Raw genomic sequence first — 24,155 nt, 5'->3', positions numbered from 1 at the left:
GGCGTTTTTCGCCGCCCCAAGCCAGCCCGCCGGAGGAACCCATGACGTCCCTGATCCGGCTTGCCCGCCACGCCAGCTTTGCGCCTGTGTTGGTGGCCTGCCTTGCCCTCTTCATCCTTATGGTGATGACCTTCTGCGACGTGATCCTCAGATCCGTCCTGAACGCGCCCATCGAGGCCGCGACTGAACTGACCCGCATCCTGATGGCGGTTCTGGTGTTTTCGGTCCTGCCGATCATCTCGGTCAACAACGGCCAGATCGCCGTCGACCTGACCGACGGTATCTTTCACCGCCTGCGCCTGGACCGGATCCGCGACGGGCTGATCCATCTGGTCAGCGGCATCATGCTCTATTGGCCAATGAGCAGCGTCTGGGTGCTGGCCGAGCGGTCGCGCAACTATGGTGACGTGACCGAGTATCTGGCGATCCCCACCTATATCGTGGGTTGGTTCATCGCCATTTCGGTGGGTGTCAGCGCGGTTGCGCTGATCGTGACCGGCCTCATGCATCTCTTCGCTCCCCGCCTGCTTTCGGAGGCCCTGAAATGACTGCCGCACTGATCGGTTTTGCACTTGTCCTGGTGCTGGTGCTGCTGCGCCTGCCCATCGTCTTTGCCATGGGCCTCGTCGGAACGTTGGGCTTTGCCTATGAGCGCGGCGGCTCGATTCTGGACGAACGCGGGCTCAAGGCCGCGATGTCCATGGTGGGCCGCCAGGTGATGGATACCGCGCAGGATTACGGCCTGAGCGTGGTGCCGCTGTTCATCCTGATGGGCCTTTTCGTCAACAAGGGCGGCATGGCGCGCGAGCTTTATGCCGTGTCGAACGCCTTCATGGGCCATTTCCGGGGTGGCATCGCCATGGCGACGGTTGCCGCCTGTGGTGGCTTCTCGGCCATCTGCGGCTCGTCGCTGGCAACCGCGGCCACCATGTCCAAGGTCGCGATGCCGGAAATGCGGCGTTACGGTTACACCGACGAGCTGTCGACCGCGTCCATCGCGGCGGGCGGCACGCTGGGCATTCTGATCCCGCCTTCGGTCATTCTGGTGATCTATGGGTTGTTGACCGAAACCTCGATCGGCAAGCTGTTCATGGCGGGGATCATTCCCGGTATCCTGGGCATCCTGTTCTATCTCTTTGCCGTGCGCTGGACCGTCTGGCGCAACCCTGCGGCGGGTCCGGCGGGCGAGCGCGCGGGCTGGGGCCAGCGGTTCCGCGCGCTGGGGTCGGTCTGGGCGGTGCTCTTGCTGTTCTTCCTGGTGATCGGTGGACTTTATGGCGCCTTCGACTTTCACCCGCTGAACCTGACTTTTTCGCCGACCGAGGCCGCAGGCATGGGCGCTGCGGGCGCCTTTCTGATCGCTCTCTTTCGGGGCGGGCTGACGGTTGGGTCGACCTTTGACGTGCTGAAAGAGACCAGCTTTACCGCCGCGTCCCTCTTTTCGGTGCTGATCGGGGCGCAGGTGTTTTCCAACTTCATCAACCTCGCCGGCCTGCCCGAGGCGCTGATTGCCATGGTCACCGCTTATGATGTGGCGCCGTTTGTGGTGATCCTGATGATCCTTGGCATCTACATCATCCTGGGCTGTGTGTTCGAATCGCTGTCGATGCTGCTGCTCACGGTGCCGATCTTTTTTCCGCTGGTCACGTCGCTCGGCTATGACCCGATCTGGTTCGGTATCGTCGTGGTGGTGGTGACTGAGATCAGCCTGATCACGCCACCGGTGGGCCTCAATGTGTTCATCCTCAAGGGCGTGGTGGGCGATGTATCGACCGGCACGATCTTTCGCGGCGTAACCCCGTTCTGGGTCGCCGACATCTTCCGTCTGGCACTGATCGTGCTGGTGCCGGTGGTGGTGCTCTATCTGCCAGAACAGATGGGCGCGATGGGCCACTGACCCCTGATCCGCCGGGCCGAAAGGTCCGGCGGTTTTCTTTTGTGCCCCCTACTATGGCGGAATTTTATTGACCGACCGTTCGGTCACGAATACGATCATACACAATCACGCCCCCGACCGGTTAGACTGGCGGGCGACAGGAACAGGAGACTGCCATGGCCCTTCAACAGATTTCCAGCTTTGCCGCCGGCCAGTGGGTCGCGCCCGGTGCGGGCGCCCGCACCATCGCCTCGGCCATCACCGGTGCGCCGATCGCCAGCGCGGGCAATGACGCGCTCGACGTTCTGGCGATGCTCGACTATGCCCGCAACACGGGCGGTCCCGCCCTGCGCAAGCTGGGGTTCCATGACCGCGCCCGCATGATAAAGGCGCTGGGTCAGGCGCTGACTGCCCGCAAGCAAGAGCTTTACGCCGCCAGTTTCGACACCGGCGCCACCCAGTCCGACCACCTGATCGACATCGACGGCGGCATTGGCACCATGTTCGTCTTCGCCTCCAAAGGCCGGCGCGAGATGCCGGACGGGCAGATCTATCTGGATGGCGAGGTGGAACAGCTGAGCCGCAATGGCACCTTCCTGGGCCAGCACGTCTGCACCCCGCTGCAAGGGGTGGCGGTGCATATCAACGCCTTCAACTTCCCGGTCTGGGGCATGCTGGAGAAGCTCGCCCCCACCCTGTTGGCCGGTGTCCCCTCGATCGTGAAGCCCGCCACCAACAGCTGCTATGTCACCGAACTGGCAGTCAGGATCATGCTGGAGGCCGACATTCTGCCCGCCGGCGCCCTGCAACTGGTGTCTGGTGGATTGGGCGACATGCTCGACCATCTGGGCTGTCAGGATGTGGTCAGCTTTACCGGTTCCGCCGATACCGCGCTGAAACTGCGCTCGAACCCGGTGATCCTGCAAAACTCGGTGCGTTTCGTGGCCGAACAGGACAGTCTGAACGCCTCGATCCTTGGCCCCGATGCGGAACCCGGCACGCCCGAGTTCGACCTGTTCATCAAGGAAGTCGCGCGCGAGATGACCACCAAGGCGGGGCAGAAATGCACCGCGATCCGCCGCATCATCGCACCGCAGCCGCGTGTCGAGGCGGTGATCGAGGCGCTGAGCGCGCGCCTTGCAAAGACCGTGATCGGCGACCCGCGTGACGAGGCGACCCGCATGGGCGCGCTGGTGTCGGGCGGGCAAAAGGCCGATGTGCTGGCCAAGGCCGCAATCATCGGAAAAGAGGCCGAGCAGGTGTTCACCATGGACCCCGGCCTGTCGGGCGATCTGGCCAACGGCGCATTCGTGCCGCCGATGCTGTTCCACTGCGCCGATCCCGACCGCGCCCAGCGTGTGCACGATACCGAGGCTTTTGGCCCGGTCTCGACCGTCATGGGCTATCGCGACATGGATCACGCGGTGGCGCTGGCCAATCGCGGCGGCGGTTCGCTGGTGACCTCGCTGATCACCCATGACGCCGATGTGGCGCGCGATGTGGTGATGGGCGCGGGTGCCTTTCACGGGCGCATCTACATCAACAACCGCGACTCGATGAAGGAATCGACCGGTCACGGCTCGCCCCTGCCCCATATGGTGCATGGCGGCCCCGGCCGCGCCGGCGGTGGCGAGGAAATGGGCGGCGTGCGCGGCGTGAAGCATTACATGCAGCGCACCGCCGTTCAGGGCTCGCCCGAGATGCTGGCCCGGATCGGCGGCAAATGGGTGCCCGGCGCGACCGAGGTCGCAGGCCCCGCGCATCCCTTTACCCGGCGCTATAACGAGCTGTCGATTGGCGAGACGCTGAACACCGCGTCGCGCACCGTCACCATGGACGATATCGAGCACTTCGCCCATTTCACCGGCGACACCTTCTATGCTCATATGGATGACGCCGCCGCCAAGCGGAACCCGTTCTTCCCGGGCCGGGTGGCACATGGCTATCTCTTGCTCAGCTTTGCCGCCGGTCTGTTCGTCGAGCCGAACGAGGGGCCGGTTCTGGCCAATACCGGGCTGGACGGTCTGCGCTTCATGAAGCCGGTTTCGGCCGGGGACAGCATCAAGGTCCGTCTCTCGGTCAAGGCCAAGACCCGCCGCACCGATGAATATGGCGAAGTGCGCTGGCACGTGACGCTGACCAATCAGGATGACGAGCAGGTCGCGGAATACGAGTTGCTGACCATGAACGCCTATTGAGCGCCTGGCCCTGCCGGACCCCCGGCAGGGCCTTCAAAATCCGATTCTCTTCTTCGGGAGAACGGCTTAGACTGAAATCATGACGAACAAGATTTCCTGGTTCGAGACCGCGGCGTTGCGGCTCGCCGATCCCCAGAATCAAAGGGTCTGGTCCATTATCGTTTCGCTCTTCGGCGATCTGGCGCGGCGCCCCGGCGACCGTCTGTCCGGCGGCGCGCTGACCCGCATCATCATGCCCATGGGGATCAAGCCCGAGGCGATCCGCGTCGCGCTGCACCGCCTGCGCAAGGATGGCTGGATCGAAAGCAACCGCGAAGGGCGCACCTCGGTCCATTTCCTCACCGATTATGGCCGTACCCAGTCTGACCGGGTCACACCCCGGATCTACACCCGCGCACCCGAGGTGCCGCAGGAATGGCATATCCTGATCGCCGAGGATGGCAGCGGCGCGCAAACCCTGAACGAGATGCTGCTGACCGATACCTATATCGGCCTTGGCCGTCTTGTCGCATTGGGATCTGGTCCGGTACCGGAGGATTGCGAGGATCTGGCCGGGTTCGACGTGACCGCGCGCGCCATTCCCGATTGGATGCAGACCCGGCTCTATCCCGCAGAACTGGGCGCGGCCTGTGCCAGTCTGCATCAGGATTGTGCGGTGCTGAATGCGTCGGCCCGGCCGCCGCACCTGTCACCGCTCCAGATCGCGACGCTGCGCACGCTGCTGGTGCACCGGTGGCGGCGGGTGGCGCTGCGGCATCCCGATCTGCCAACGGTTTTCCAGCCCCCCGGATGGATGGGTCCCGCCTGTCGTGACCAGGTCTTTGCCCTGCTCGACACATTGCCCCTGCCCCGGCTGGCCGACCTGAACCAAGCGGATTGACCTTACGGCAGACTGTCCACATCCGGCGCGAATCCGCTAGGCTTCACAAAGACAACGACCGGAGGCCGGACAGGATGACAACGCGCGAAACGGACATTTTGATTGTCGGGGCGGGGTTTTCCGGGCTGATCATGGCGATGGAGGCCCGCAAACGCGGCCTTGCCCGGATCGACATACTGGAAAAGGCCGATGATATCGGCGGCACCTGGCGCGAGAACACCTATCCCGGGGTGGCCTGTGATGTCCCCTCGCATCTTTATTCCATGGCAAGCCACCCGAACCCGGGCTGGTCCACCGCCTATGCGGGCGGCGGCGAGATACAGACCTATCTGCAAAAGGTGGCCCGCGACGAAAACCTGTACGACCTCTGTCATTTCGGTCAGACCCTGCGCGCGGCCCGCTGGGACGGCACACGCTGGCAGGTCGAAACCAATGAGGGACAGAACTGGTCGGCGCGCTTCCTGATCTCGGCCATCGGTGCGCTGCATGTGCCGAACATCCCCATACTGCCCGGCGCCGACAGCTTTCCCGGCCCGGCCTTCCACTCGGCCCAGTGGGATCATGGTGTCGAGCTGGCAGGCAAGCGGATAGCAGTTGTCGGCACCGGCGCCTCGGCAGTGCAATTCGTGCCCGAGATTGCCCCCAAGGCCGCCCAGGTCAGCGTCTTTCAGCGCACACCACCCTATGTCCTGCCCCGACCTGATGGGCCAATTGCCCCCTGGGTGCGGCGGCTTTATGCTCGTCTGCCGCTGTTGCCACGTATCCGCCGCGCCCTGATCTATGCGGTGTTCGAGTTCCGCCATGCGGTGTTTCGCGGCAAGCCGAGGGCCGTCGATTTCGCCATGCGCATGTGGCAAAAGGCACTGACCGATGCCATCCCCGACCCCGAGGAACAGGCCAGGCTGACCCCGCCCTATCGCATCGGCTGCAAGCGCATCCTCAGTTCCAACGACTGGTACCCGACCCTGGCCCGTGACAATGTCCAGGTGATCCCCCACGGCGTGGCGCGGATCGAGGGCGACACGCTGATCGCCGCCGACGGCACCCGGGTTCACGCCGATGTTCTGATCTGGGGCACCGGGTTCCACGTCACCGACGCCGCCGAGCGGCTGGACATCACCGGACCTGACGGGCTGACCATCCGCGAGGCTTGGTCAGGTGGCATGTCCGCGCATCTGGGGACTTCGGTCGCCGGCTTCCCCAACTTCTTTGTCCTGCTCGGGCCGCACACCGGGTTGGGCCACAACTCCGTCGTGCTGATGATCGAGGCGCAGGTCGAGCATATCGGGCGGCTGCTGGACGCCATGCAGAACCAGGATCTGGCCACGATCTCGCCAAAACCTCAGGCGCAGGCCGCCTTCGAGGCCGAAATGCAAGAGCGGCTGACGGACTCGGTCTGGCAAGCGGGTGGCTGTTCCTCGTGGTATCAGGACAGCAGCGGCCGCAACACCACGCTGTGGCCCGGCACGGTTGGCGAATATCGCAAACGCATGGCTGGCGCCGGGATCGAACAGTATCTAACCTCGCCCCCGTCGCATAGCTGATCCCGAGGCCGCCATGTCCACCCTGCTTTTACTCGTCTGCCTGATCCTTGCCGCGATTGCCGTCGGGCTTGTCCTGGGATGGATCCAGACACGCAGGCTCGCGCGGATGGGCGCGGCCCTGGTCCCGCAGACGGGACAGATTGAACAGGTCGACGGCGGCGCGATCCACTATGTCGAGGCAGGCGACCCATCGAAACAGACGCTGGTGATGATCCATGGCCTCTCTGGCCAGTTGCAGCATTTCACCTATACCCTGGTGGACCGGCTGGCGCAGGATCACCACGTGATCGCGCTCGACCGACCCGGCTGCGGCTATTCCACGCGCGAGAGTGCCGCGCTTGCCGCCCTGCCCGAACAGGCGCGGATGATCGGCGCCTTTCTGGATGCCAAGGGTGTCGAGTACCCGGTTCTGATCGGTCATTCGCTGGGCGGTGCGGTGGCGCTGGCCATGGCGCTCGACCGGCCGCGCAAGCTGGCCGGGCTGGCGCTTCTCTGTCCCCTGACCCATCACATGGGGTCGACTCCGCCGGTATTCCGGCCGCTGGAGCTGCGCACCGAATGGCTGCGCCGCCTGATCGGCCATACCATTGCAGTGCCGATGGCCAAATGGACCGCTGACAAGACGCTGGAACAGGTGTTTGCCCCAGAAGCCTGTCCCGAGGATTTCCTGGACCGAGCCGGGGGCGCGCTGGGTCTGAAACCGCAGGCCTTCATCACCGCGTCCGAGGATGTGGTCGCCGCAGACGCAGCAATCGTGGCCCAAGCCAAACGCTATGCCAAGCTGGATGTGCCCGGCGCGATCCTGTTCGGCGCCGAAGACCCGATCCTGCTGCCAACCCAGCACGGGGTGCCGATGAAGAAATTTGGCCTGCGGTGCGAGGTGCTGCCGGGACGCGGCCATATGCTGCCGATCACCGCGCCCGATGAATGCGAGGAATTCATTCGCGGTGTCTCGATCTCGACCCGCGTGCCCGCGACACTACGCGGCTAGGCCGAGCCGGCCGGTGATATAGGCGTCGATGCGCGCAACCTGCCCAGGCTCCAGCCGCAGGCCCAGCTTGGTGCGCCGCCACAGGAAATCCTCGGCCCCACGCACCCATTCGTGATCCATTGCCCAGTCAAGCTCGCACGCCGTGATGGTGGCGCCGAATGCTTCGCCCAGATCGTTGGCGGTGGCCGCGTCGCCCAGCAGGGCCGCCGCCTCGGTGCCATAGGTCCGTATCAGGCGCATCGCCCAGACCTCGGTCAGAAACGGGTATTGCTGCCGCAACCGATCGCGCAAAGCGACCACGCCATCGACCGGAAAATCGCCGCCCGGCAGGGGTTTGCCCGCCGTCCAGTCCCCGGACAGGCCCGGAAAGAACGGCGCGATCTTCTCCATCGCCGATTCCGCCAGCCGCCGGTATGTCGTGATCTTGCCGCCAAAGACGTTGAGCACAGGCGCGCCGCCCGAGCGATCCACCTTCAGCACATAGTCCCGCGTTGCCGCCGTGGCCGAGGTGGCCCCGTCGTCATAAAGAGGACGAACGCCGGAATAGGTCCAGACGACATCCTCGGCGCTCAGTTGCCGCTTGAAATACAGCGAAGCGAAGCGCAGCAGGTAATCCCGCTCACCCTCGGTGCAGACCGGCGGCGCGTCGGCGTCGGTGTGCTCCTGGTCGGTGGTCCCGATCAGGGTGAAATCCTCTTCGTAGGGAATGGCGAAGATGATCCGCCCGTCGGTGCCCTGGAAGAAATAGCATTTGTCGTGGTCGAACAGCCGCTTGGTCACGATATGACTGCCGCGCACCAGCCTGACCTTTTCAGAGGAATTCAGCCGCAGCGCGCCGTGAATCAGGTCGCCCACCCATGGACCGCCCGCGTTGACCAGCATCCGCGCCTTGACCTGGAATGTGTCGCCGCTGACCCGATCCTCCAGCCTGACGGTCCAGTGATCGCTGGCGCGTTCAGCCGACACCACCCGGGTTCGGGTCATGATCCGGGCGCCGCGCGCCTCGGCGTCGCGGGCGTTCAGGACCACAAGGCGCGCATCCTGAATCCAGCAATCCGAGTATTCATAAGCCTTCTCGAACCGGTCCTGCAACGCCGCGCCCGCCGGGTCGCTGGACAGGTCCAGCGTGCGTGTCCCCGGCAGGATCCGCCGCCCGCCCAGATGGTCGTACATGAACAGTCCCAAACGGATCAGCCAGGCGGGCCGCCGACCCTTCATCCAGGGCATGATCGCGGACAACAGGCGCGAGGTGGGCGTGTCATTCTCGAACCGCATATCACGATGATAAGGCAGGACAAAACGCATCGGCCAGCTGATATGCGGCATCGCGCGCAGCAGCACCTCGCGCTCGATCAGCGCCTCGCGCACCAGGCGGAACTCGAAATACTCCAGATACCGCAGCCCGCCATGGAACAGCTTGGTCGAGGCCGAAGAGGTAGCCGAGGCCAGATCGTTCATCTCGGCCAGTCCGACCGCCAGGCCGCGCCCCGCCGCATCGCGCGCGATGCCGCAACCGTTGATGCCGCCGCCGATTACGAAGAGGTCGTAGATTTTGCCCTGAACCTCAGCCATCCGATTGTTCCGCGACAAGAATTTCGGTCTGCCCCTGACGCGCCCGCGCGACGAACTGTTCCGGCGGAGGCCGGTCCGTCACCACATAGTCCAGCTCGGCCACATCGCAGATCCGGATCGGCGCTGTGATGTCGAACTTGGAGCCGTCGCAGACCAGGATCCGGGTGCGCGCATTGCGCAGGATCGCGCGGGCGACCGAAACCTCGCGCGCATCGAAATCGAGGATCGCCCCATCGGCATCCATGGCCGAGGCGCCGATGACGGCAAAATCGACCTTGTAGCGCGAGATGAACTCGACCGCGTCCTCGCCCACGATGGCGCCGTCGCTCTGCCGCACCGCGCCGCCAACCAGCACCAGTTCTTTTGACCGCGTTCCGATCAGCGCATTTATGATGTTGATATTGTTCGACAATACCATAAGCCCGTTATGCCCGGACAGCGCCTTGGCAACCTGTTCGGTCGATGTTCCGATATTCAGCGTGACCGAGCTTTCGTCCGGGATCAGCGAGGCGGCCAGTTCGCCCATCGCCTCTTTCTGCCGGTGGTTCAGCATGCGGCGCGCGCCGTATTCGCGGCTCGAGGCGGTGTCGACATGCACCGCCCCGCCATGGGTTCGCTTGAGCAGACCGCGGCCATGCAACTCGCGCAGATCGGCGCGGATGGTCTGGCTGCTGACGCCAAAATGCGCCGTCAGTTCCTCGACACTGAGCCGCGCCCTGGCGCGCAACTGGTTGAGAATTTGGTCCTGCCGACTTTCCGCATCCATACCGGGTCTCCTTGTCGATCCGAGCTTATACAGACTAATCCCGGCATGTCACTCGCATTGCTTTCTTTTTCTTTCACTTTTTTGAAATATGAAAGACATTATGCCGGGATCAGGCAGGATCTAGCGAAAAACTGGCCCCGTCGGCTGAAAACGAAAACCGTCTCGCGTCAGAGGATGCCGGCGGTGGCAACCAGAAAAAGCAACACAGCCGGAGCAAGCGCGAGGCCAAGCGCCCATTTCAAGGCGCGTCCCGAGAGGGCCAGGATCAGGGCGGGGATTATCAGAATCGCGGTTGCGCCAATCCCGACCGTCAGAAACCCCAGCGCCATGCCCCGGCCGGCCGCGTCCATCGATGCGGTGGAGGTGTCATACCAGGCCCATCCGAACAGAAAGACATAAGCCAGGGACAGGGCGTAAACGGCCTTTTGCATGCAAATCAGGTTACGCGCCTGTCCTGGATCTGCCAAGGTGGTGTTGCGGGCTGGAAACGACCTCGGCGTCGCGCATGGCGCAGCCCCTCCACCGCGTCGGTGCTATGGGTGGGGGCAACTTCCGGGCGAAAAACATAAATGCTTGATATACATACGATTTCCGAGGCGTTCAGCCCTGCGGAATGTGACGCGATCCTGGTTGTCGCCAGCACGACCGAGGCACAGGAGGCCGGGCTGGTGCGGCAGGCGACCGACCACAACCTGCGGCGAGCCGAACTGGTCTGGCTGGACGAGGTCGAGGGCACCGGCTGGGTGATGGACCGGATCATCGATCTGGTCCGCCGGGCCAATCGCGACGCCTATGATTTCGCCCTGACCGAGTTCGCCGAAAGCCCCCAGGTCGCCCGCTATACCGCTGAAAAACAAGGGCATTTTACCTGGCACGCCGATATCGGAGATGGCCCGGTTGCGGCCCGTCGCAAGCTGACGATGGTGGTGCAACTCTCGGACCCGGAGGCTTACGAGGGCGGTCGGCTGGAGGTGATGCCCTCGGCCAATGTCGTCACCGCAGCCACCGCGCGGGGCAGCGCCACGCTGTTCCCCAGCTACCTGCTGCACCGGGTGACGCCGGTGACAAAGGGCGAGCGCCATTCGCTGACCATCTGGGCGCACGGACCGCGATTCCGCTAGCGAATTGACCGTTTTGTACAGGGTCCAGAGGGGCAATTGACCGTTTTGTACACCGTCGAGACCCCGCGTAGGGTGGGCAGTCCTGCCCACCGCCTGTTCGCGTCAACCTCTGGTTAACCGGTTTCCCCGATCCTGACTCCATGCCGAGTTACCGCCGCGCCCGGGTCGCCGGAGCCAGTTACTTCTTTACCCTCGCGCTGGCCGACCGGTCGTCCACACTCTTGACCGAGCGGATCGACGACCTGCGCCATGCCTATGCTCTGACAATCCGCGAGGCGCCAATTGTCTGCGAAGCCTTCGTCGTGCTGCCCGACCACTTGCACGCGGTCTGGACCCTGCCGCCGGGCGACAGCGCGTTTTCGGAACGCTGGCGCAAGATCAAGCACCGGTTCTCGCGGGCGGTGGGCAGAACTGCCCACCCTACAAACCTGTCCGTCAGCAAGCGCGCAAAACGGGAATGCGGCATCTGGCAGAGACGGTTCTGGGAGCACGTGATCCGCGACGAGGACGATTTCCGGCGCCATGTGGAATATTGCTGGGGCAATCCGGTCAAACACGGCCTTGCGGAGCGGGCGGTGGATTGGCCGTTTTCAACGATCCATCGCGACATCCGGTTGGGCCGGGTCGATGCGCAATGGGTTGGTCCCCCGACCGAAGGTAGGTTCGGCGAGTAACGTAGGGTGGGCAGTTTGCCCACCGATGCGGTGGTTGAGTGGCACCGTAGGGTGGGCAGTTTGCCCACCGGCGCGATGGTTGATCGGCGCCGTAGGGTGGGCAGTTTGCCCACCCGTGCAGCGGGTGGAGTCAACATTCGAAGGTGGATGGTGGGCAGGACTGCCCACCCTACGCGGGCTTGCTTGCGATAACTTGATTTTCATGCAAAAGCTGAAAAATGTTTTCTGATGAGTGAATCGACAAGATGTCTCACAAACAGCTCGCATTCGACGTTGCATACGCGCAGCTACGTTCACAAAAGGAAGACTTAAGAAACGCTCGCAATCAAGCGGGCATGGCGGCAACGATGACCAGTTTGATCGCTACTATGTTTGCAAGTATTGTCGAGACAGACGACATTGTAGGGAGAGAAAATTTCTCGTTTTTGTCGATAAACTTGGAATTCTGGCTGGTCCTCCTGACCTTCACAATGTCATTGTACTACGCTGCTATGGTCGGCCTATCTCAGAAAACATGTCACTTTGAACTAGTACCGCATTGGATACTTCGACGCGAAACCGGAATGTATTCGATTGAGGAGACTAAAGCGCAGTTAGCGAGAGACTGCGATAACTACTTTGATCAAAACGAAGAAGTTATTACAGAAGCACGTGTCTGTCTTTGGCGCTCGATAGTCCTAGGGTGCGCGCAAATTCCAGCTTGGCTGTTAAACTTGGTCTAGAGGGTAGAGAATGTCAAAAAAACCATCATCAGGTAAACCGAGTGTATCGTCGAGTGGTGGGGGGAAGCGGAGTTCATCTTCCCCTAAATCTACCTATAGTGGCGGCAAAAACCAAGGAAGCAACTCAAGCCAGAATACAGGCTCAGGTAAACCGACTACGCGCGATAGAGGGAAGTAGCCCAACGGCGTAGGGTGCACGAAGAGCAGCGTTCAGACGCAAATATTACTACCTCCCCCGCCTCTTCACATTCCCGCCCCGCTGGCCCGGCCTGCCCGCCGTACTCCGTCCCTTGGGCCGGACCGCCTCTTCCGAGGCTTTCTCGACCGCCCATTGCCGGGCCATGGGGTCGTCGGCGATGGCGAGGTCCACCGCTTCCAGACGCTTGATCTCGTCGCGCAACCGCGCGGCCTCTTCGAATTCCAGATTCTCGGCGGCCTTGCGCATGTCGGCGCGCAACCCGTCCAGCACGGCCTCCAGGTTGCCGCCATGCAGCGGCTTGTCGATCTTCGCCGTCACGCGGGACATGTCGGTGTCGCCCTTGTAGAGCCCGGCCAGCACGTCCTCGACATTCTTTTTCACCGTGGCGGGGGTGATCCCGTGTTCCTGATTATAGGCGATCTGCTTGGCGCGGCGGCGGTCGGTTTCGGCCAGCGCGCGTTCCATGCTGCCGGTGATGCGGTCGGCATACATGATGACGCGGCCATCAGCGTTGCGGGCGGCGCGGCCGATGGTCTGGATCAGCGAGGTTTCCGAGCGCAGGAACCCCTCCTTGTCCGCGTCCAGAATGGCGACGAGGCCGCATTCGGGGATATCCAGCCCCTCGCGCAGCAGGTTGATGCCCACCAGCACATCAAAGGCGCCCAGGCGCAGGTCGCGCAGGATCTCGATCCGTTCGATCGTGTCGATGTCGGAATGCATGTAGCGGACGCGGATGCCCTGTTCGTGCAGGTATTCGGTCAGGTCCTCGGCCATACGTTTGGTCAGTGTGGTGACCAGGGTGCGATAGCCCATGCCGGCGACCTTGCGCACCTCGTCCAGCAGGTCGTCGACCTGCATGCTGACGGGGCGGATTTCGACCTGCGGGTCGAGTAGGCCGGTGGGGCGGATCACCTGTTCGGTAAAGACGCCGCCGGATTGCTCCATCTCCCAGGACGCGGGCGTGGCCGAGACAAAGACCGATTGCGGGCGCATGGCATCCCATTCCTCGAACTTCAGCGGTCGGTTGTCCATGCAGCTGGGCAGGCGGAAGCCGTGTTCGGCCAGCGTGAACTTGCGCCGATAGTCGCCCCGGTACATGCCGCCGATCTGCGGCACCGAGACATGGGATTCGTCGGCAAAGACGATGGCATGGTCGGGGATGAATTCGAACAGTGTCGGCGGCGGTTCACCCGGAACGCGCCCTGTCAGATAGCGGGAATAGTTCTCGATCCCGTTGCAGACGCCGGTCGCCTCGAGCATTTCCAGATCGAAATTGGTGCGCTGTTCGAGGCGTTGCGCCTCCAGCAGCTTGCCCTCGCCCACCAGCTGGTCGAGCCGCTGGCGCAGCTCTTTCTTGATGCCGATGATGGCCTGCTGCATCGTCGGTTTCGGCGTGACGTAGTGCGAGTTGGCGTAGACGCGGATCTGGTCGAACGTGTCGGTTTTCTGGCCAGTGAGGGGGTCGAACTCGGTGATCGCCTCCAGCTCCTCGCCGAAGAAGGAGAGTTTCCAGGCGCGGTCTTCGAGGTGGGCGGGCCAGATCTCCAGACTGTCGCCGCGCACCCGGAAGCTGCCGCGCTGGAACGCCTGATCGTTGCGGCGGTATTGCTGGCTCACCAGATCGGCGATGATGTGGCGCTGGTCGTAATTGCCGCCGACCTTGAGGTCCTGGGTCATGGCGCCATAGGTCTCGACCGAGCCGATACCGTAGATGCAGGAGACCGAGGCGACGATTATCACATCGTCGCGTTCGAGCAGAGCGCGCGTGGCCGAGTGGCGCATGCGGTCGATCTGCTCGTTGATCTGGGATTCCTTTTCTATGTAGGTGTCCGAGCGCGCCACATAGGCCTCGGGCTGGTAATAGTCGTAATAGCTGACGAAGTATTCGACCGCGTTATCGGGGAAGAAGCCCTTGAATTCGCCGTATAATTGCGCCGCCAGCGTCTTGTTGGGGGCAAGGATGATGGCGGGGCGCTGGGTCTCCTCGATCACCTTGGCCATGGTGAAGGTCTTGCCCGTACCGGTGGCGCCCAAGAGGACCTGGTTGCGCTCGCCCTCGTTGACGCCCTGCGAGAGTTCCGCGATGGCGGTGGGCTGGTCGCCGGCCGGCTGGAACTCGGTCTGCATGACAAAGCGGCGGCCGCCTTCGAGCTTGGGGCGCGCCTTTACCTCGGGCGCGGGGGCATGCATCAGCGCCTCGGACTTGTCGGAATGGGCATAGGGCATCGGGGGGATTCCTTTCGCCCCCGATCTTGGTCTGTTTTTGTTCCGGTTCAAGAGGGCACGACCGGCTGATGTCGGAAACTGGCATCAGGCGCCGCTGCCTGCCACCTTGAGCCGGTGCACTGTTCCATGCGACAGTTGTTTCACGCTTACGGTCCCGCCATGCAAAAAGGGAAGAGGCGCACATGCAGCGGCCAAAGACGCGATTTACCAAGGCAGGCGATGTCTGGCTGGCCTATCAGGTGGTTGGCGAGGGTCCGGTCGATCTGGTCTATGCCAGCGGCTGGCTGCACAACATCGATATCATCTGGGAACATTCCGCCTATCGCCGGTTACTGGAAACGCTCGCTTCCTTTTCGCGCCTGATCCTGTTCGACAAGCGGGGCACCGGGCTGTCGGATCGCGAAACCGGAGCGCCGACGCTGGAAGAGCGCGCCGAGGATATCCGCGCGGTGATGGATGCGGCAGGGTCGCAGCGGGCCACGATCCTTGGGCATTCCGAAGGCGGCCATGTGACGGCAATGTTCGCCGCCTGCTATCCGGAACGGGTGCGTTCGATCATCCTGCTGGATTGCAGGCCCTGCAATGCCTGGAAACCCGACTGGCCGACGGGAATGCGCCGGGCCGAATTCGAAGCCTTTGCCACGCATCTTGTCGAGAACTGGGGCAAGCCGGACCATCTGGGCGAACAGGCGCCGAGCCTGGCGGGCATTCCGGAGGAGGAGGAATGGTACGCGCGAATGCTGATCCATGCGGCCAGCCCCTCGTCGGCCGCCGCCTATGCCAAGATCTGGTACGAGCTGGACGTGCGCGCCGTGCTGCCTTCGATCGCCTGCCCCGCGCTGATCTTTCGCAGGCCGGGCGACCGAACGACACCGGCCGAGCAGACGCGATATCTGGCCGAGCATATCCCCGACAGCCGCCTGATCGAGATCGGCGGCGCGGACCATGCGATCTGGGCAGGAGACCAGGATGAATGCCTGGGCTGGATCCGCGATTTCATCGACGACGAACGCACCGGGGGCGAGGATCGCGTTTTGCTGAGCGTGCTGATGAGCGATATCGTGGGGTCCACCGAAATCGCGGCGCGGCTGGGGGATGCCGCCTGGCGCGACAAGCTGGCGGCGCATGACGCCGCAGCGGCCCTCGCGGTTCGGCATCATGCCGGGCACCTGGTCAAATCCACCGGAGACGGTTTCATGGCCACCTTTGCCGGACCCAGCCGGGCGATCGCCTGCGCCCGGGACATGCACGCCGAGGCCGCGCGGCTCGGCCTGACGCTGCGCGCGGGCGCGCATACCGGCGAGTGTCTGCGGCATGGCCAAGCGGATGTGACCGGGCTGGGCGTTGTGATTGCCGCCCGGATCATGGAGGCGGCCGGGGCCGGAGAGACGCTGATCTCTTCCACAATGTGCGATCTGATGGCCGGTTCCAGGTTGGCCTTTGACGACATCGGGATCCGGGATTTGAAAGGTGTGCCAGGGCAATGGCGGCTGGCCCGGCTGGGCGATCCGGATCGGGCGGCGACTGACCCGGAATGACACCACGTGCCTTTGGCGGTTCCGGTGTCAGCCAGTGCCCTGATCGTCGGGAATGGTGGAGAGAAAATCCTCGATCTCGCGCAGCGCCTTGGGCCATTCGGGGTCGTAATCGGGCATGGTGTTGTTGGCGGTGTCGAGGCTGACAAAACGCGCGTTTCGGATACCGGCGGCCAGACGCTGACCCTGATCCTTGAAGTGCATCCGCTCGCGGTCGGAATGCAGCACCAGTGCCGGGCAGCGGATGGCGGGCAGCAGCGGCTCGATATCCACCACGTCGACGCATTCGCCGATGCGCAGGTAATCCTGATGGGTCATCGCCATCTTGATGAACTGGGCATAGCTGTCCTGATCCTGTGGGCTGGATTCGGGAAAGAACGCCTGGGCAAAGAGGTGCCGGCCCGAGGGATAGCCATCGTCCCAATTGTCACGCACAAGCTCTCTCATCGCCTGCCCCAATGCCAGATCCTGCGGCCGGTTGCGTTTGCCCGGCCCCTGCACGAAACCGCTCATCAGGATCAGGCCCGAGACCCGGTCGGGATACAGCGCGGCATAGGCGGCGGCGACCGCGGCGCCGAAGGACAGGCCAAAGACAGGCGCCCGCGCGACCCCCGCCGCGTCGAACAGTGCCGCGAGGTCATCGACGAACCGGTCGGGCGAGACATCGGCGACCCCCCTGTCGGACAGGCCGTTGTTGCGCCCGTCGCAGCGGATCAGCCGATAGTGGTGACTGAGATGCGGCAGCCAGCCGTTCATCGGGTTCTGCGTCCAGTCGTATTCCAGATGCTGGACCCAGTTGGGCGCCTTGACCACTGTCCGGCCCTTGCCGGTTTCGGTCCAGGCGATGCGGGTGCCGTCCTGCGAGGTGGCAAAGCGGATCACCTGCCGCGCCGACTGTCGGGCGCGTTCAGCTTGGTCATCCGCGCCCGACAGGTCGAGCGAGAGGACCTCGAGCGGGGCAGAGAGCCCTTTCAGGGTCATCGTGCCTTCGGATTTCAGGGGAATGCCGACGGTGCCGCCCGCGATCTGTCGGGTCACGCGGCTGATGAGGCAGCCACCGGGCGGGGCGGCGGCCTGAAGCCGCGCGGCGATGTTGACCGCGTCGCCGAACACATCCTCGCCATTGATGGTGACGTCGCCCACATGCACCCCGGCGCGCAGTTGCACCGGCTTGCCCAGCATCCCTTTCTGGATCGCGTGGGCGGTGGCAATCGCCTCGGTCGCGGTGCCGAAGCGCACCAGCGCGCCATCGCCCATCAGCTTGAAGATGCGGCCGTTGCCGATCTTCACGCAGGGGCGAATGACCTGCTCGAAGATCTGGTTCAGCTCGGCCATTGTGGTGTCCGGATTCGATGCCATGCGGGCGGTGAAGCCCACCACGTCAAGCGAGAGTATGGCCGCGATCTGTCTTGCCATGCTGGCGGGTCCCCGGTTCGGCGCCCCCTTGCGCCAATTCGGATTAGGGCGCGGATTGGCCTGGCTGTCCAGTGTCTTGGCGCGGGGTGACGGTATCGTCGTCGCGGATGAGCTTGCCCAGCAGTTCGGCCAGCCGCCGCGCCTCGCCCTTGGCGAGGTGATCGCCGATGGCCTGTTGCATGGCGGCGGAATAGACCGCCCACATTGCGGCGCGCACCTCTGCCCCCTCGGGCGTCAGCACCAGAACCTGCCCGCGCCCGTCCCCGTCGCAGGCGCTGCGGGTCAGGTGCCCGGCGCGGGCCAGCCGGTCGACCAGCCGCGACACGCCGTATTGCGGCAGCAGCAGTCGGCCCTGCAACTCGAAGGGGCGCAGGCCATCGGGCCCGGCCTGTTCCAGCTCCCACAGGATGTCGTAACGGTCGAGCCCCGGCAGGCCCGCCGATTTCAGCGCCGCCTCGACATGGGTCAGAATGGCCTTGTGCGCACGGGCGAGCGGCAGCCAGACGGCAAAGGGATCGGGGGTGGTCCGTGTCATGAGAAGAAATTAAATGCAGGTGCATTGACTTTCAAGCAGGAATATCCAGATCATGTACATGCAACTGCATCCACATGAGAATCCCATGACCGACCTGCATCTGATCAGTCATCACCTGTGCCCCTATGTGCAGCGCGCGGTGATCGTGCTGAGCGAAAAGGACATTGCCCATAAACGCAGCTATATCGACCTGTCGGACAAGCCCGACTGGTTCCGCGCCCTGTCGCCGCTGGGCCGGGTGCCGGTGCTGGAGACCGGCGGCAAGGTGCTGTTCGAAAGCCAGGTGATCGCCGAATACCTGGACGAGATCACCCCCGGTTCGCTGCATCCCGACGACCCGCTGGAAAAGGCGCGGCACCGGGCATGGATCGAATATGCCTCGGCCACGCTGGCCGAGATCGCGGGGTTCTATAACGCCCCCGATACGGCGAGCTTCGAGGCGCGCAGGCAGGCCCTGCGCGACCGGCTGGCGCGGGTCGCGCCCGAGGTGCAAGGCCCGTTCTTCGCCGGGTCGGTCTTTCACATGATCGACGGTGTCTGGGGCACTGTGTTCCGCTATCTCGACACGTTCGAGACGGTGGGCGCGTTTGGCCTGATGCCCGATGACACCGGCATGGCGCGGTGGCGCGCGGCGGTGGCGGCGCGCCCCTCGGTCCGGGACGCCCCGCCCGAGGGCTATCCGGCGCGGCTGCTGGCGTTCCTGCGGGCACGATCTTCGCATCTGGGCGAGCTGGCGCGGTCCATGGACGGGAAAGCTTTACAGAAGGCCACGATCCCATAGACTTGAACCACACAACAGGGAGCGCCGATGCACAGCCAGCTTGCCGTCCTGATGTTTGCCGACATTGTCGGCTACTCCGCGATGATGGAAGCAGACCAGGACCAGACCATCGACGCGGTTCGCAGCCTGCGGTTGGAAATGCTGGAACCTGCGGTCGGCGCTCATGCGGGCCGCGTTCTGAAACGCCTTGGCGATGGCTGGATCATTTCCTTTACCAGCGTATCGGCCTGCGTGGATTGTGCCATGAGCCTTCAGGCGAAGCTTCAGACCGAAACCGAGCTGAAGCTGCGTATCGGCGCGCATATCGGCGAGATCGTGTCGGACGGCGAGGATTTCTATGGGTCGGGGCTTAACATCGCGCAGCGGATCGAGGCAGAGGCACCCCCCGGCGGATTGATGGTGTCGGAGGACCTGTTCCGACAATTGTCCGGTCCTCTGGCGGGGGAACTCAGGGATGCGGGGATGTTCCGGCTGAAGAACATCGCCCAGCCGGTGCGGCTGTATCAGTGGCGCCCAAAGCACAAGCGCAAGGCCGTTCCGGACGAGGTCACATCCATCGCGGTCGCCGCCATCGAATACGCCCCGCTGGATGCCGAAACCGCAGCACTGGCGGGCGACCTGCACGATCAGCTGGTGATCCGCCTGTCCCGGCGGCAGGGTATCGTCGTGCTGGACGCCGCGAACCGGCCTGTCGAGAACGCCACCTATGACCTGCGCAGCAGGCTGCGCGTCGCGGGCGGGCGCGGGCGGCTGAGCCTGTCACTGGTCCTGCGTTCCGAAGGCCGGCCGGTCTGGTCCGAAAGCTATGACCGCGAAACGGTGGACATTTTCGATTTCTGCGACGTGGTGCTGGAACGCGCCGAGGCCGATCTGCGCATCCAGACCAACGCTTTTGACGGTGACCGCCTGGCCCATATCCCGGAAGAGGAGCTGAGCGTCTCGGAACTGAGGGCGCGGGCGGCCAATGCCTATTACCGGCTAACCTACGAGGACTGGATCGACGGTCTGCGGCTGATGAAACGCGCGATCCGGATGAACCCGCGCGACGGCGTGTCCCTGGCGATGCGCGCCGAGGCCGAGATCATGACGCATGCCGCGCGCTACAGGGGCTTGCCCCCGGATCTGCTGGCGCAGCTGGCCGACGACCTTGATACCGCGATCGAACAGAACCCGGGGAGCGACTATGTATTCTGGACCCGGGGTCTCTATCGGATCAATTGCCTGTCCGATGTGGCAGGCGCCCGGGCCGATCTGCATCGCAGTCGCGACCTGAACCCGGCCTATTCCGAGAACCACGAGCTGGAGGCGCATATCCTGATGGTCGAAGGCGATTTCGACAAGGCCGCGGAAAAGTACGGACTGTTGTTGCAACGGCAGGTTCACAACCCGATGATTCCCTATCGGCGCTTTCTGCGGGCGGCAGCCTATTACTGTGGCGGACGCTACGATCTGGCCGCAGAAGACGCGCGACTGGCGGCCGACACCCGGCCCAAGGACCGGGCGATGCATGTCTTGCGCGGCCAAGCGCTGCGGGCCGCGGGCGAAGAGGACGCAGCCAGGGACGCGTTGCAGCGGGCGGCGAGCCTTGCGCCCCAGCCCAATATCTGTTCGCGCTGCCCGGTTCTGCCGGCGTCACACCAACATCTGGCCGAGGCGCTGGCGAGCGCGGTCCGTAGCCCACAGGGCCAACTGGACGGGATCGAAACCTGATCCAGGAACGCTGCCAATAGGGCGAAACCGCGGGATCTCGGCAAATTCCCAAGTAATATTTTGGGTTTCCGGCGATTTTCCTTGATTTACGGGCCGCAAAGGCCCATGTCCATTGGGCTACTGCTTTCTATCTCGACATACTGTTCTCCTCTTCGGCCACAGTCCCTCGATTTCGAACTGACTGGCCGGGTTGTCGCATGCTGCGGACAACGACACACACAGGAGATCTCACGATGGCTACTGGCACCGTGAAATGGTTCAACACCACCAAAGGCTTCGGCTTTATCGCGCCCGATGGCGGCAGCAAGGACGTTTTCGTCCACATCACCGCGCTGGAGCGCGCAGGTATCCGTTCGCTGGATGACGGTCAGAAAGTGACCTTCGATCTGGAATCGGGCCGTGATGGCCGCGAGAGCGCGACCAACCTGCAACTGGCATAAGCCAGCGCAGGCACCGTGCGGGCGCGCCACGGCGCGCCGCCGGTTCTTGGCGACTATTCCGAAAGCCCCCGCATGCGGGGGCTTTTTTTGTGGTTGGTCTGGGCGGCGGCGGGTCGGAGCCTAGACGGTGATCGAAAGGCCCGCCTTTTCGAGACCCTGCAAGACCAACTGCTCGTGTGCGGGATCGGTCAGGGTCAGCCGGGCCAGCCGGGTCCGGATGTCGAATGTCGGGTTGATCTCCAGCATCTCCTGCCAGATGCGGCGGGCCTCGGCCCCCTCGCCCAGATGCCCCAGCGCCGAGGCCAGCCAGGCGCGGCCGATATCGGTATCCTTGACCAGAAAGACCCGCTCTCTCAGAAACAGCGCCGCGGTCTCGAAACTGCCCTTGAGGAAGTGGGCCATGGCAAGGAATTGCATGAACTGATGCCGGAACGACGGATCCAGCCGGATCGCGCGTTCCAGGTGTTCGATCGCATCGTCCAGCTTGCCCTGGGCAATCTCGATCTCGCCCCGAGTGAACCAGCCCAACGCGTAATCCGCGCTTGTGGCCATCGCGGTGTCGAGCGCCTGCAAGGCTTCGTCCAGCTTGCCCTGCCAGCGGGCAATGGCGGCATAGGCGTTGTTGGACCAGATATTGTCGGGGCCAAGCTCCAGGCTGCGCCGGACCAGGGTATCCGCCTTTTGCATCGCCTCTTCCGAGGGCGCGCCGGACCAGCGATTGTGGAAGTCCAGCAGGTGCATGAGGGCCAGCATGCCATAAGCGTCGGCATAGCCGGGGTCGCGGGCGATGGCGCGCTCGCCATAAGCGACAGCCTTGCGCCAGCCCTCGGCATTCATGCCGGGGAAGAACAGGAAGCCGCGCATGCGCATGTAGTCTTCGTGTGCGTCGATGTTCGAGGTGCCGACATCGGCGATATTCGCCCGTTCGCGAGACGACAGCGAGACCTTGAGCGCCTTGACGATTTCCAACGTCACCTCGTCCTGCACCGCGAAAATGTCGGTCAGGTCCCGGTCGTAGCGGTCCGCCCAGACATGGCTGCCGTTGGCGGCGTCGATCAGCTGGGCGGTGATGCGCACGCGCTGGCCCGCGCGCCGGACGCTGCCTTCGAGAACATGGGTGACACCCAGCTCGCGCCCGACGATGCGCAGGTCGATGGACTTGCCCTTGTAGGCAAAGCTGGAGTTGCGGGCGATCACGGTCAGGCCCGACACCTTGGACAGGTCGGTGATGATATCCTCGCTGATCCCGTCCGAGAAATACTCCTGCTCGGGATCGCCCGACATGTTGTCCAGCGGCAGAACGGCGATGGCATAGCCGGGTTCCCGCGATCTTGCCGCGGCAGGCCCCGGTGCGGTTCCGGGTGGCGCCGATGCATCCTGCGGATGCCAATGGAACACCCGCAGGGCGCGGTCGATGTTCTTGACCGACACCTGCCCGCCATCCTGAAAGGTGATCCCCAGGCGGTCGCCCAGGCTTTCCTGTACCACGAAAGAGACGCACATGCCGCCCGGACGGGCCAACTGCTCCAACCGGCTGGCAACGTTCACGCCATCGCCAAAGATGTCGTCATCCTGAAGGATGACGTCGCCGAGGTTGACGCCGATCCTGAGAACGATGCCGGCGGGATCGTCCAGCCGGGCCATGGTTTCCTGTATCTCCCTGGCGCATTGCACCGCGTCGAACACGCTCAGGAACTCGACCAAGGCACCGTCGCCCATCAGTTTGACGATGCGGCCGCTGTTGCGGGACACGCAAGGATCGAACACCTCGCTCCGGTGCCGGTTCAGCGCGCCGAGCGTTCCGGATTCGTCCTCGGCCATCAGCCGCGAATATCCCACGATATCGGCGGCAAGTATGGCTGAGAGGCGCCGCGATATCTGTTCGTTGTCCATATTTGATTGGTAGGGCAGTTCACCCCTCCGGTCCAGCGGGCTGTCGCCCGATCCGCCTGCGATCTTTGCCCGGGCGACGACCGGTCGCGGAAAACGGTCTTGCCCGTTCGCGCCGATCCGCGCATATAGAGACCAGCCGAACACGACGGAGACAGCGATGCGCGCACGGATCTACCAGCCCGCCCGGAATGCCATGACCTCGGGCATGGCCAAGACCCGCCAATGGGTTCTGGAATACGCCCAAGGCTCGGCGCGCGAGGTCGATCCGCTGATGGGCTGGACCTCGTCCGATGACACCCAGACCCAGGTCCGGCTGCGGTTCGACAGCAAGGAAGCGGCGCTGGATTATGCCAAGTCGCACGGGATTGACGCCGTGGTCACCGAACCGCACAAGCGCAAGCCCAACCTGCGCGCGCGCGGCTATGGCGAGAATTTCGCCACCGACCGGCGCGGCCCCTGGACCCATTGAGGCCATCTTGCCGGAGTTCCTGATCGAACGGACCAGCCCGGCCCGTCCCGAGGCGGCGGCGCTGATCGCGCGCCACGTGGCGCTGATGGCCGCGCAATCGCCCGAGGAGAGCTGTCACGTGCTGGACGGCGGCGGGCTGGACACGCCGGATGTGGCGTTCTTCCTGATCCGCGACGGCGGCGTGCCGGTGGGCATGGGTGCGCTCAGAACCCTGCCGGACGGCGCGATGGAGCTGAAGTCGATGCATACGGTGGCCGAGGCGCGCGGCACCGGCGCGGGCCGCGCCATGCTGGAGTTTCTGCTGGACCATGCCCGCGCGCAGGGCGCCCGGGGGGTCTATCTGGAAACAGGCTCGACCGAGGATTTCCGGCCTGCGCGCACCCTTTATGAGCGCTACGGCTTCGTCGAATGCGGCCCGTTCGACGACTATGCCGAAGACCCCTGGTCCACATTCATGCACCTGGACCTGCGCACCGCCGCTTGACCCCCGCCCCGCGCGTGGCATAACAGGCGCCAGCGGTCCCATAGCTCAACTGGATAGAGCAGCTGACTTCTAATCAGCAGGTTCGGGGTTCGAGTCCTCGTGGGATCGCCATCATCCTTGTCC

General features: G+C 63.9%; 21 protein-coding genes and 1 tRNA gene. 15 read left to right on the top strand and 7 right to left on the bottom strand.

All coding sequences use genetic code 11. The annotated features are described in order from the left end of the window. Positions 1–41 precede the first annotated feature (41 nt). The 6 genes from G0P99_RS22720 to G0P99_RS22695 all read left to right on the top strand — a co-directional run bounded on the left by G0P99_RS22720 (position 42) and on the right by G0P99_RS22695 (position 7,489). Positions 42–548, top strand: coding sequence for a TRAP transporter small permease (locus G0P99_RS22720; RefSeq protein ID WP_164132781.1), 507 nt, complete (start codon positions 42–44; stop codon positions 546–548). Continuing rightward, positions 545–1,897 (top strand): TRAP transporter large permease, encoded by a 1,353-nt coding sequence (locus tag G0P99_RS22715; protein WP_164132780.1) that lies wholly within the window; start codon positions 545–547, stop codon positions 1,895–1,897. Before G0P99_RS22720 ends, G0P99_RS22715 begins: the two co-directional genes overlap by 4 nt. A gap of 155 nt (positions 1,898–2,052) precedes the next feature. Beyond that, positions 2,053–4,074 (top strand): phenylacetic acid degradation bifunctional protein PaaZ, encoded by a 2,022-nt coding sequence (gene paaZ / locus G0P99_RS22710; protein WP_164132779.1) that lies wholly within the window; start codon positions 2,053–2,055, stop codon positions 4,072–4,074. A 79-nt stretch (positions 4,075–4,153) separates the two neighbouring features. Continuing rightward, the gene (locus G0P99_RS22705; protein ID WP_164132778.1) at positions 4,154–4,954 is read left to right on the top strand and encodes a PaaX family transcriptional regulator C-terminal domain-containing protein; all 801 of its coding nucleotides are present in this window, start codon (positions 4,154–4,156) and stop codon (positions 4,952–4,954) included. 74 nt (positions 4,955–5,028) lie between these two features. Then, complete coding sequence (locus G0P99_RS22700) at positions 5,029–6,498, top strand: NAD(P)/FAD-dependent oxidoreductase (RefSeq protein WP_164132777.1); 1,470 nt, start codon at positions 5,029–5,031, stop codon at positions 6,496–6,498. A 13-nt stretch (positions 6,499–6,511) separates the two neighbouring features. Next, positions 6,512–7,489 carry an alpha/beta fold hydrolase gene (locus G0P99_RS22695; protein WP_164132776.1) on the top strand — a complete coding sequence of 326 codons (978 nt, stop codon included), beginning with the start codon at positions 6,512–6,514 and terminating at the stop codon, positions 7,487–7,489. On the opposite strand, the gene glpD is transcribed toward G0P99_RS22695, so the two are convergent. From glpD to G0P99_RS22680, 3 genes are all read right to left on the bottom strand, one after another. Then, positions 7,478–9,061 carry a glycerol-3-phosphate dehydrogenase gene (gene glpD / locus G0P99_RS22690; RefSeq protein ID WP_164132775.1) on the bottom strand — a complete coding sequence of 528 codons (1,584 nt, stop codon included), beginning with the start codon at positions 9,059–9,061 and terminating at the stop codon, positions 7,478–7,480. The genes G0P99_RS22695 and glpD overlap by 12 nt on opposite strands. Then, complete coding sequence (locus tag G0P99_RS22685) at positions 9,054–9,827, bottom strand: DeoR/GlpR family DNA-binding transcription regulator (protein WP_164132774.1); 774 nt, start codon at positions 9,825–9,827, stop codon at positions 9,054–9,056. Before G0P99_RS22685 ends, glpD begins: the two co-directional genes overlap by 8 nt. A gap of 167 nt (positions 9,828–9,994) precedes the next feature. Next, positions 9,995–10,258 (bottom strand): hypothetical protein, encoded by a 264-nt coding sequence (locus G0P99_RS22680; protein WP_164132773.1) that lies wholly within the window; start codon positions 10,256–10,258, stop codon positions 9,995–9,997. A gap of 138 nt (positions 10,259–10,396) precedes the next feature. Here G0P99_RS22680 and G0P99_RS22675 point away from each other — a divergent pair, with 138 nt between their 5' ends. Further along, the gene (locus G0P99_RS22675) at positions 10,397–10,948 is read left to right on the top strand and encodes a 2OG-Fe(II) oxygenase (RefSeq protein ID WP_164132772.1); all 552 of its coding nucleotides are present in this window, start codon (positions 10,397–10,399) and stop codon (positions 10,946–10,948) included. A gap of 140 nt (positions 10,949–11,088) precedes the next feature. Then, positions 11,089–11,622 (top strand): transposase, encoded by a 534-nt coding sequence (locus tag G0P99_RS22670; RefSeq protein WP_164132771.1) that lies wholly within the window; start codon positions 11,089–11,091, stop codon positions 11,620–11,622. A 948-nt stretch (positions 11,623–12,570) separates the two neighbouring features. Here the strand turns inward: G0P99_RS22670 and uvrB are convergent. Next, on the bottom strand, positions 12,571–14,769 hold the full coding sequence (uvrB, locus tag G0P99_RS22665) for an excinuclease ABC subunit UvrB (RefSeq protein WP_164132770.1): 2,199 nt from the start codon (positions 14,767–14,769) through the stop codon (positions 12,571–12,573). A 182-nt stretch (positions 14,770–14,951) separates the two neighbouring features. Here uvrB and G0P99_RS22660 point away from each other — a divergent pair, with 182 nt between their 5' ends. Then, complete coding sequence (locus tag G0P99_RS22660; RefSeq protein WP_164132769.1) at positions 14,952–16,307, top strand: adenylate/guanylate cyclase domain-containing protein; 1,356 nt, start codon at positions 14,952–14,954, stop codon at positions 16,305–16,307. A 27-nt stretch (positions 16,308–16,334) separates the two neighbouring features. On the opposite strand, the gene G0P99_RS22655 is transcribed toward G0P99_RS22660, so the two are convergent. Together G0P99_RS22655 and G0P99_RS22650 are read right to left on the bottom strand one after the other, a co-directional pair. Then, the gene (locus G0P99_RS22655; RefSeq protein ID WP_164132768.1) at positions 16,335–17,720 is read right to left on the bottom strand and encodes an alpha/beta fold hydrolase; all 1,386 of its coding nucleotides are present in this window, start codon (positions 17,718–17,720) and stop codon (positions 16,335–16,337) included. A gap of 43 nt (positions 17,721–17,763) precedes the next feature. Further along, positions 17,764–18,255 (bottom strand): MarR family winged helix-turn-helix transcriptional regulator, encoded by a 492-nt coding sequence (locus G0P99_RS22650; protein ID WP_164132767.1) that lies wholly within the window; start codon positions 18,253–18,255, stop codon positions 17,764–17,766. Positions 18,256–18,340: 85 nt separating this feature from the next. Between G0P99_RS22650 and G0P99_RS22645 the strand changes: the two genes are divergently transcribed. The 3 genes from G0P99_RS22645 to G0P99_RS22635 all read left to right on the top strand — a co-directional run bounded on the left by G0P99_RS22645 (position 18,341) and on the right by G0P99_RS22635 (position 21,186). Continuing rightward, positions 18,341–19,036 carry a glutathione S-transferase family protein gene (locus tag G0P99_RS22645; protein ID WP_164132766.1) on the top strand — a complete coding sequence of 232 codons (696 nt, stop codon included), beginning with the start codon at positions 18,341–18,343 and terminating at the stop codon, positions 19,034–19,036. A gap of 27 nt (positions 19,037–19,063) precedes the next feature. After that, a complete protein-coding gene (locus tag G0P99_RS22640; protein WP_164132765.1) occupies positions 19,064–20,746 on the top strand; it encodes an adenylate/guanylate cyclase domain-containing protein in 1,683 nt (560 codons plus the stop codon). A 233-nt stretch (positions 20,747–20,979) separates the two neighbouring features. After that, entirely contained in the window at positions 20,980–21,186 is a 207-nt protein-coding gene (locus G0P99_RS22635; protein WP_164132764.1) for a cold-shock protein, read from the top strand. A gap of 120 nt (positions 21,187–21,306) precedes the next feature. On the opposite strand, the gene G0P99_RS22630 is transcribed toward G0P99_RS22635, so the two are convergent. Beyond that, positions 21,307–23,079 (bottom strand): adenylate/guanylate cyclase domain-containing protein, encoded by a 1,773-nt coding sequence (locus G0P99_RS22630; RefSeq protein ID WP_164132763.1) that lies wholly within the window; start codon positions 23,077–23,079, stop codon positions 21,307–21,309. 157 nt (positions 23,080–23,236) lie between these two features. Between G0P99_RS22630 and G0P99_RS22625 the strand changes: the two genes are divergently transcribed. The 3 genes from G0P99_RS22625 to G0P99_RS22615 all read left to right on the top strand — a co-directional run bounded on the left by G0P99_RS22625 (position 23,237) and on the right by G0P99_RS22615 (position 24,143). Next, positions 23,237–23,548: an ETC complex I subunit gene (locus tag G0P99_RS22625; protein WP_164132762.1), complete on the top strand. Its 312-nt coding sequence runs from the start codon at positions 23,237–23,239 to the stop codon at positions 23,546–23,548. Between the two features lie 7 nt (positions 23,549–23,555). Further along, positions 23,556–24,032 carry a GNAT family N-acetyltransferase gene (locus tag G0P99_RS22620; protein ID WP_164132761.1) on the top strand — a complete coding sequence of 159 codons (477 nt, stop codon included), beginning with the start codon at positions 23,556–23,558 and terminating at the stop codon, positions 24,030–24,032. A 34-nt stretch (positions 24,033–24,066) separates the two neighbouring features. Next, positions 24,067–24,143, top strand: a tRNA-Arg gene (locus G0P99_RS22615). The last annotated feature ends 12 nt before the right edge of the window (positions 24,144–24,155 follow it).

The sequence above is a fragment of the Ruegeria sp. PrR005 genome, assembly GCF_010500245.1.
Lineage (GTDB): Bacteria > Pseudomonadota > Alphaproteobacteria > Rhodobacterales > Rhodobacteraceae > Ruegeria_B > Ruegeria_B marisflavi.
This window is presented reverse-complemented; position numbering and strand designations above follow the sequence as displayed.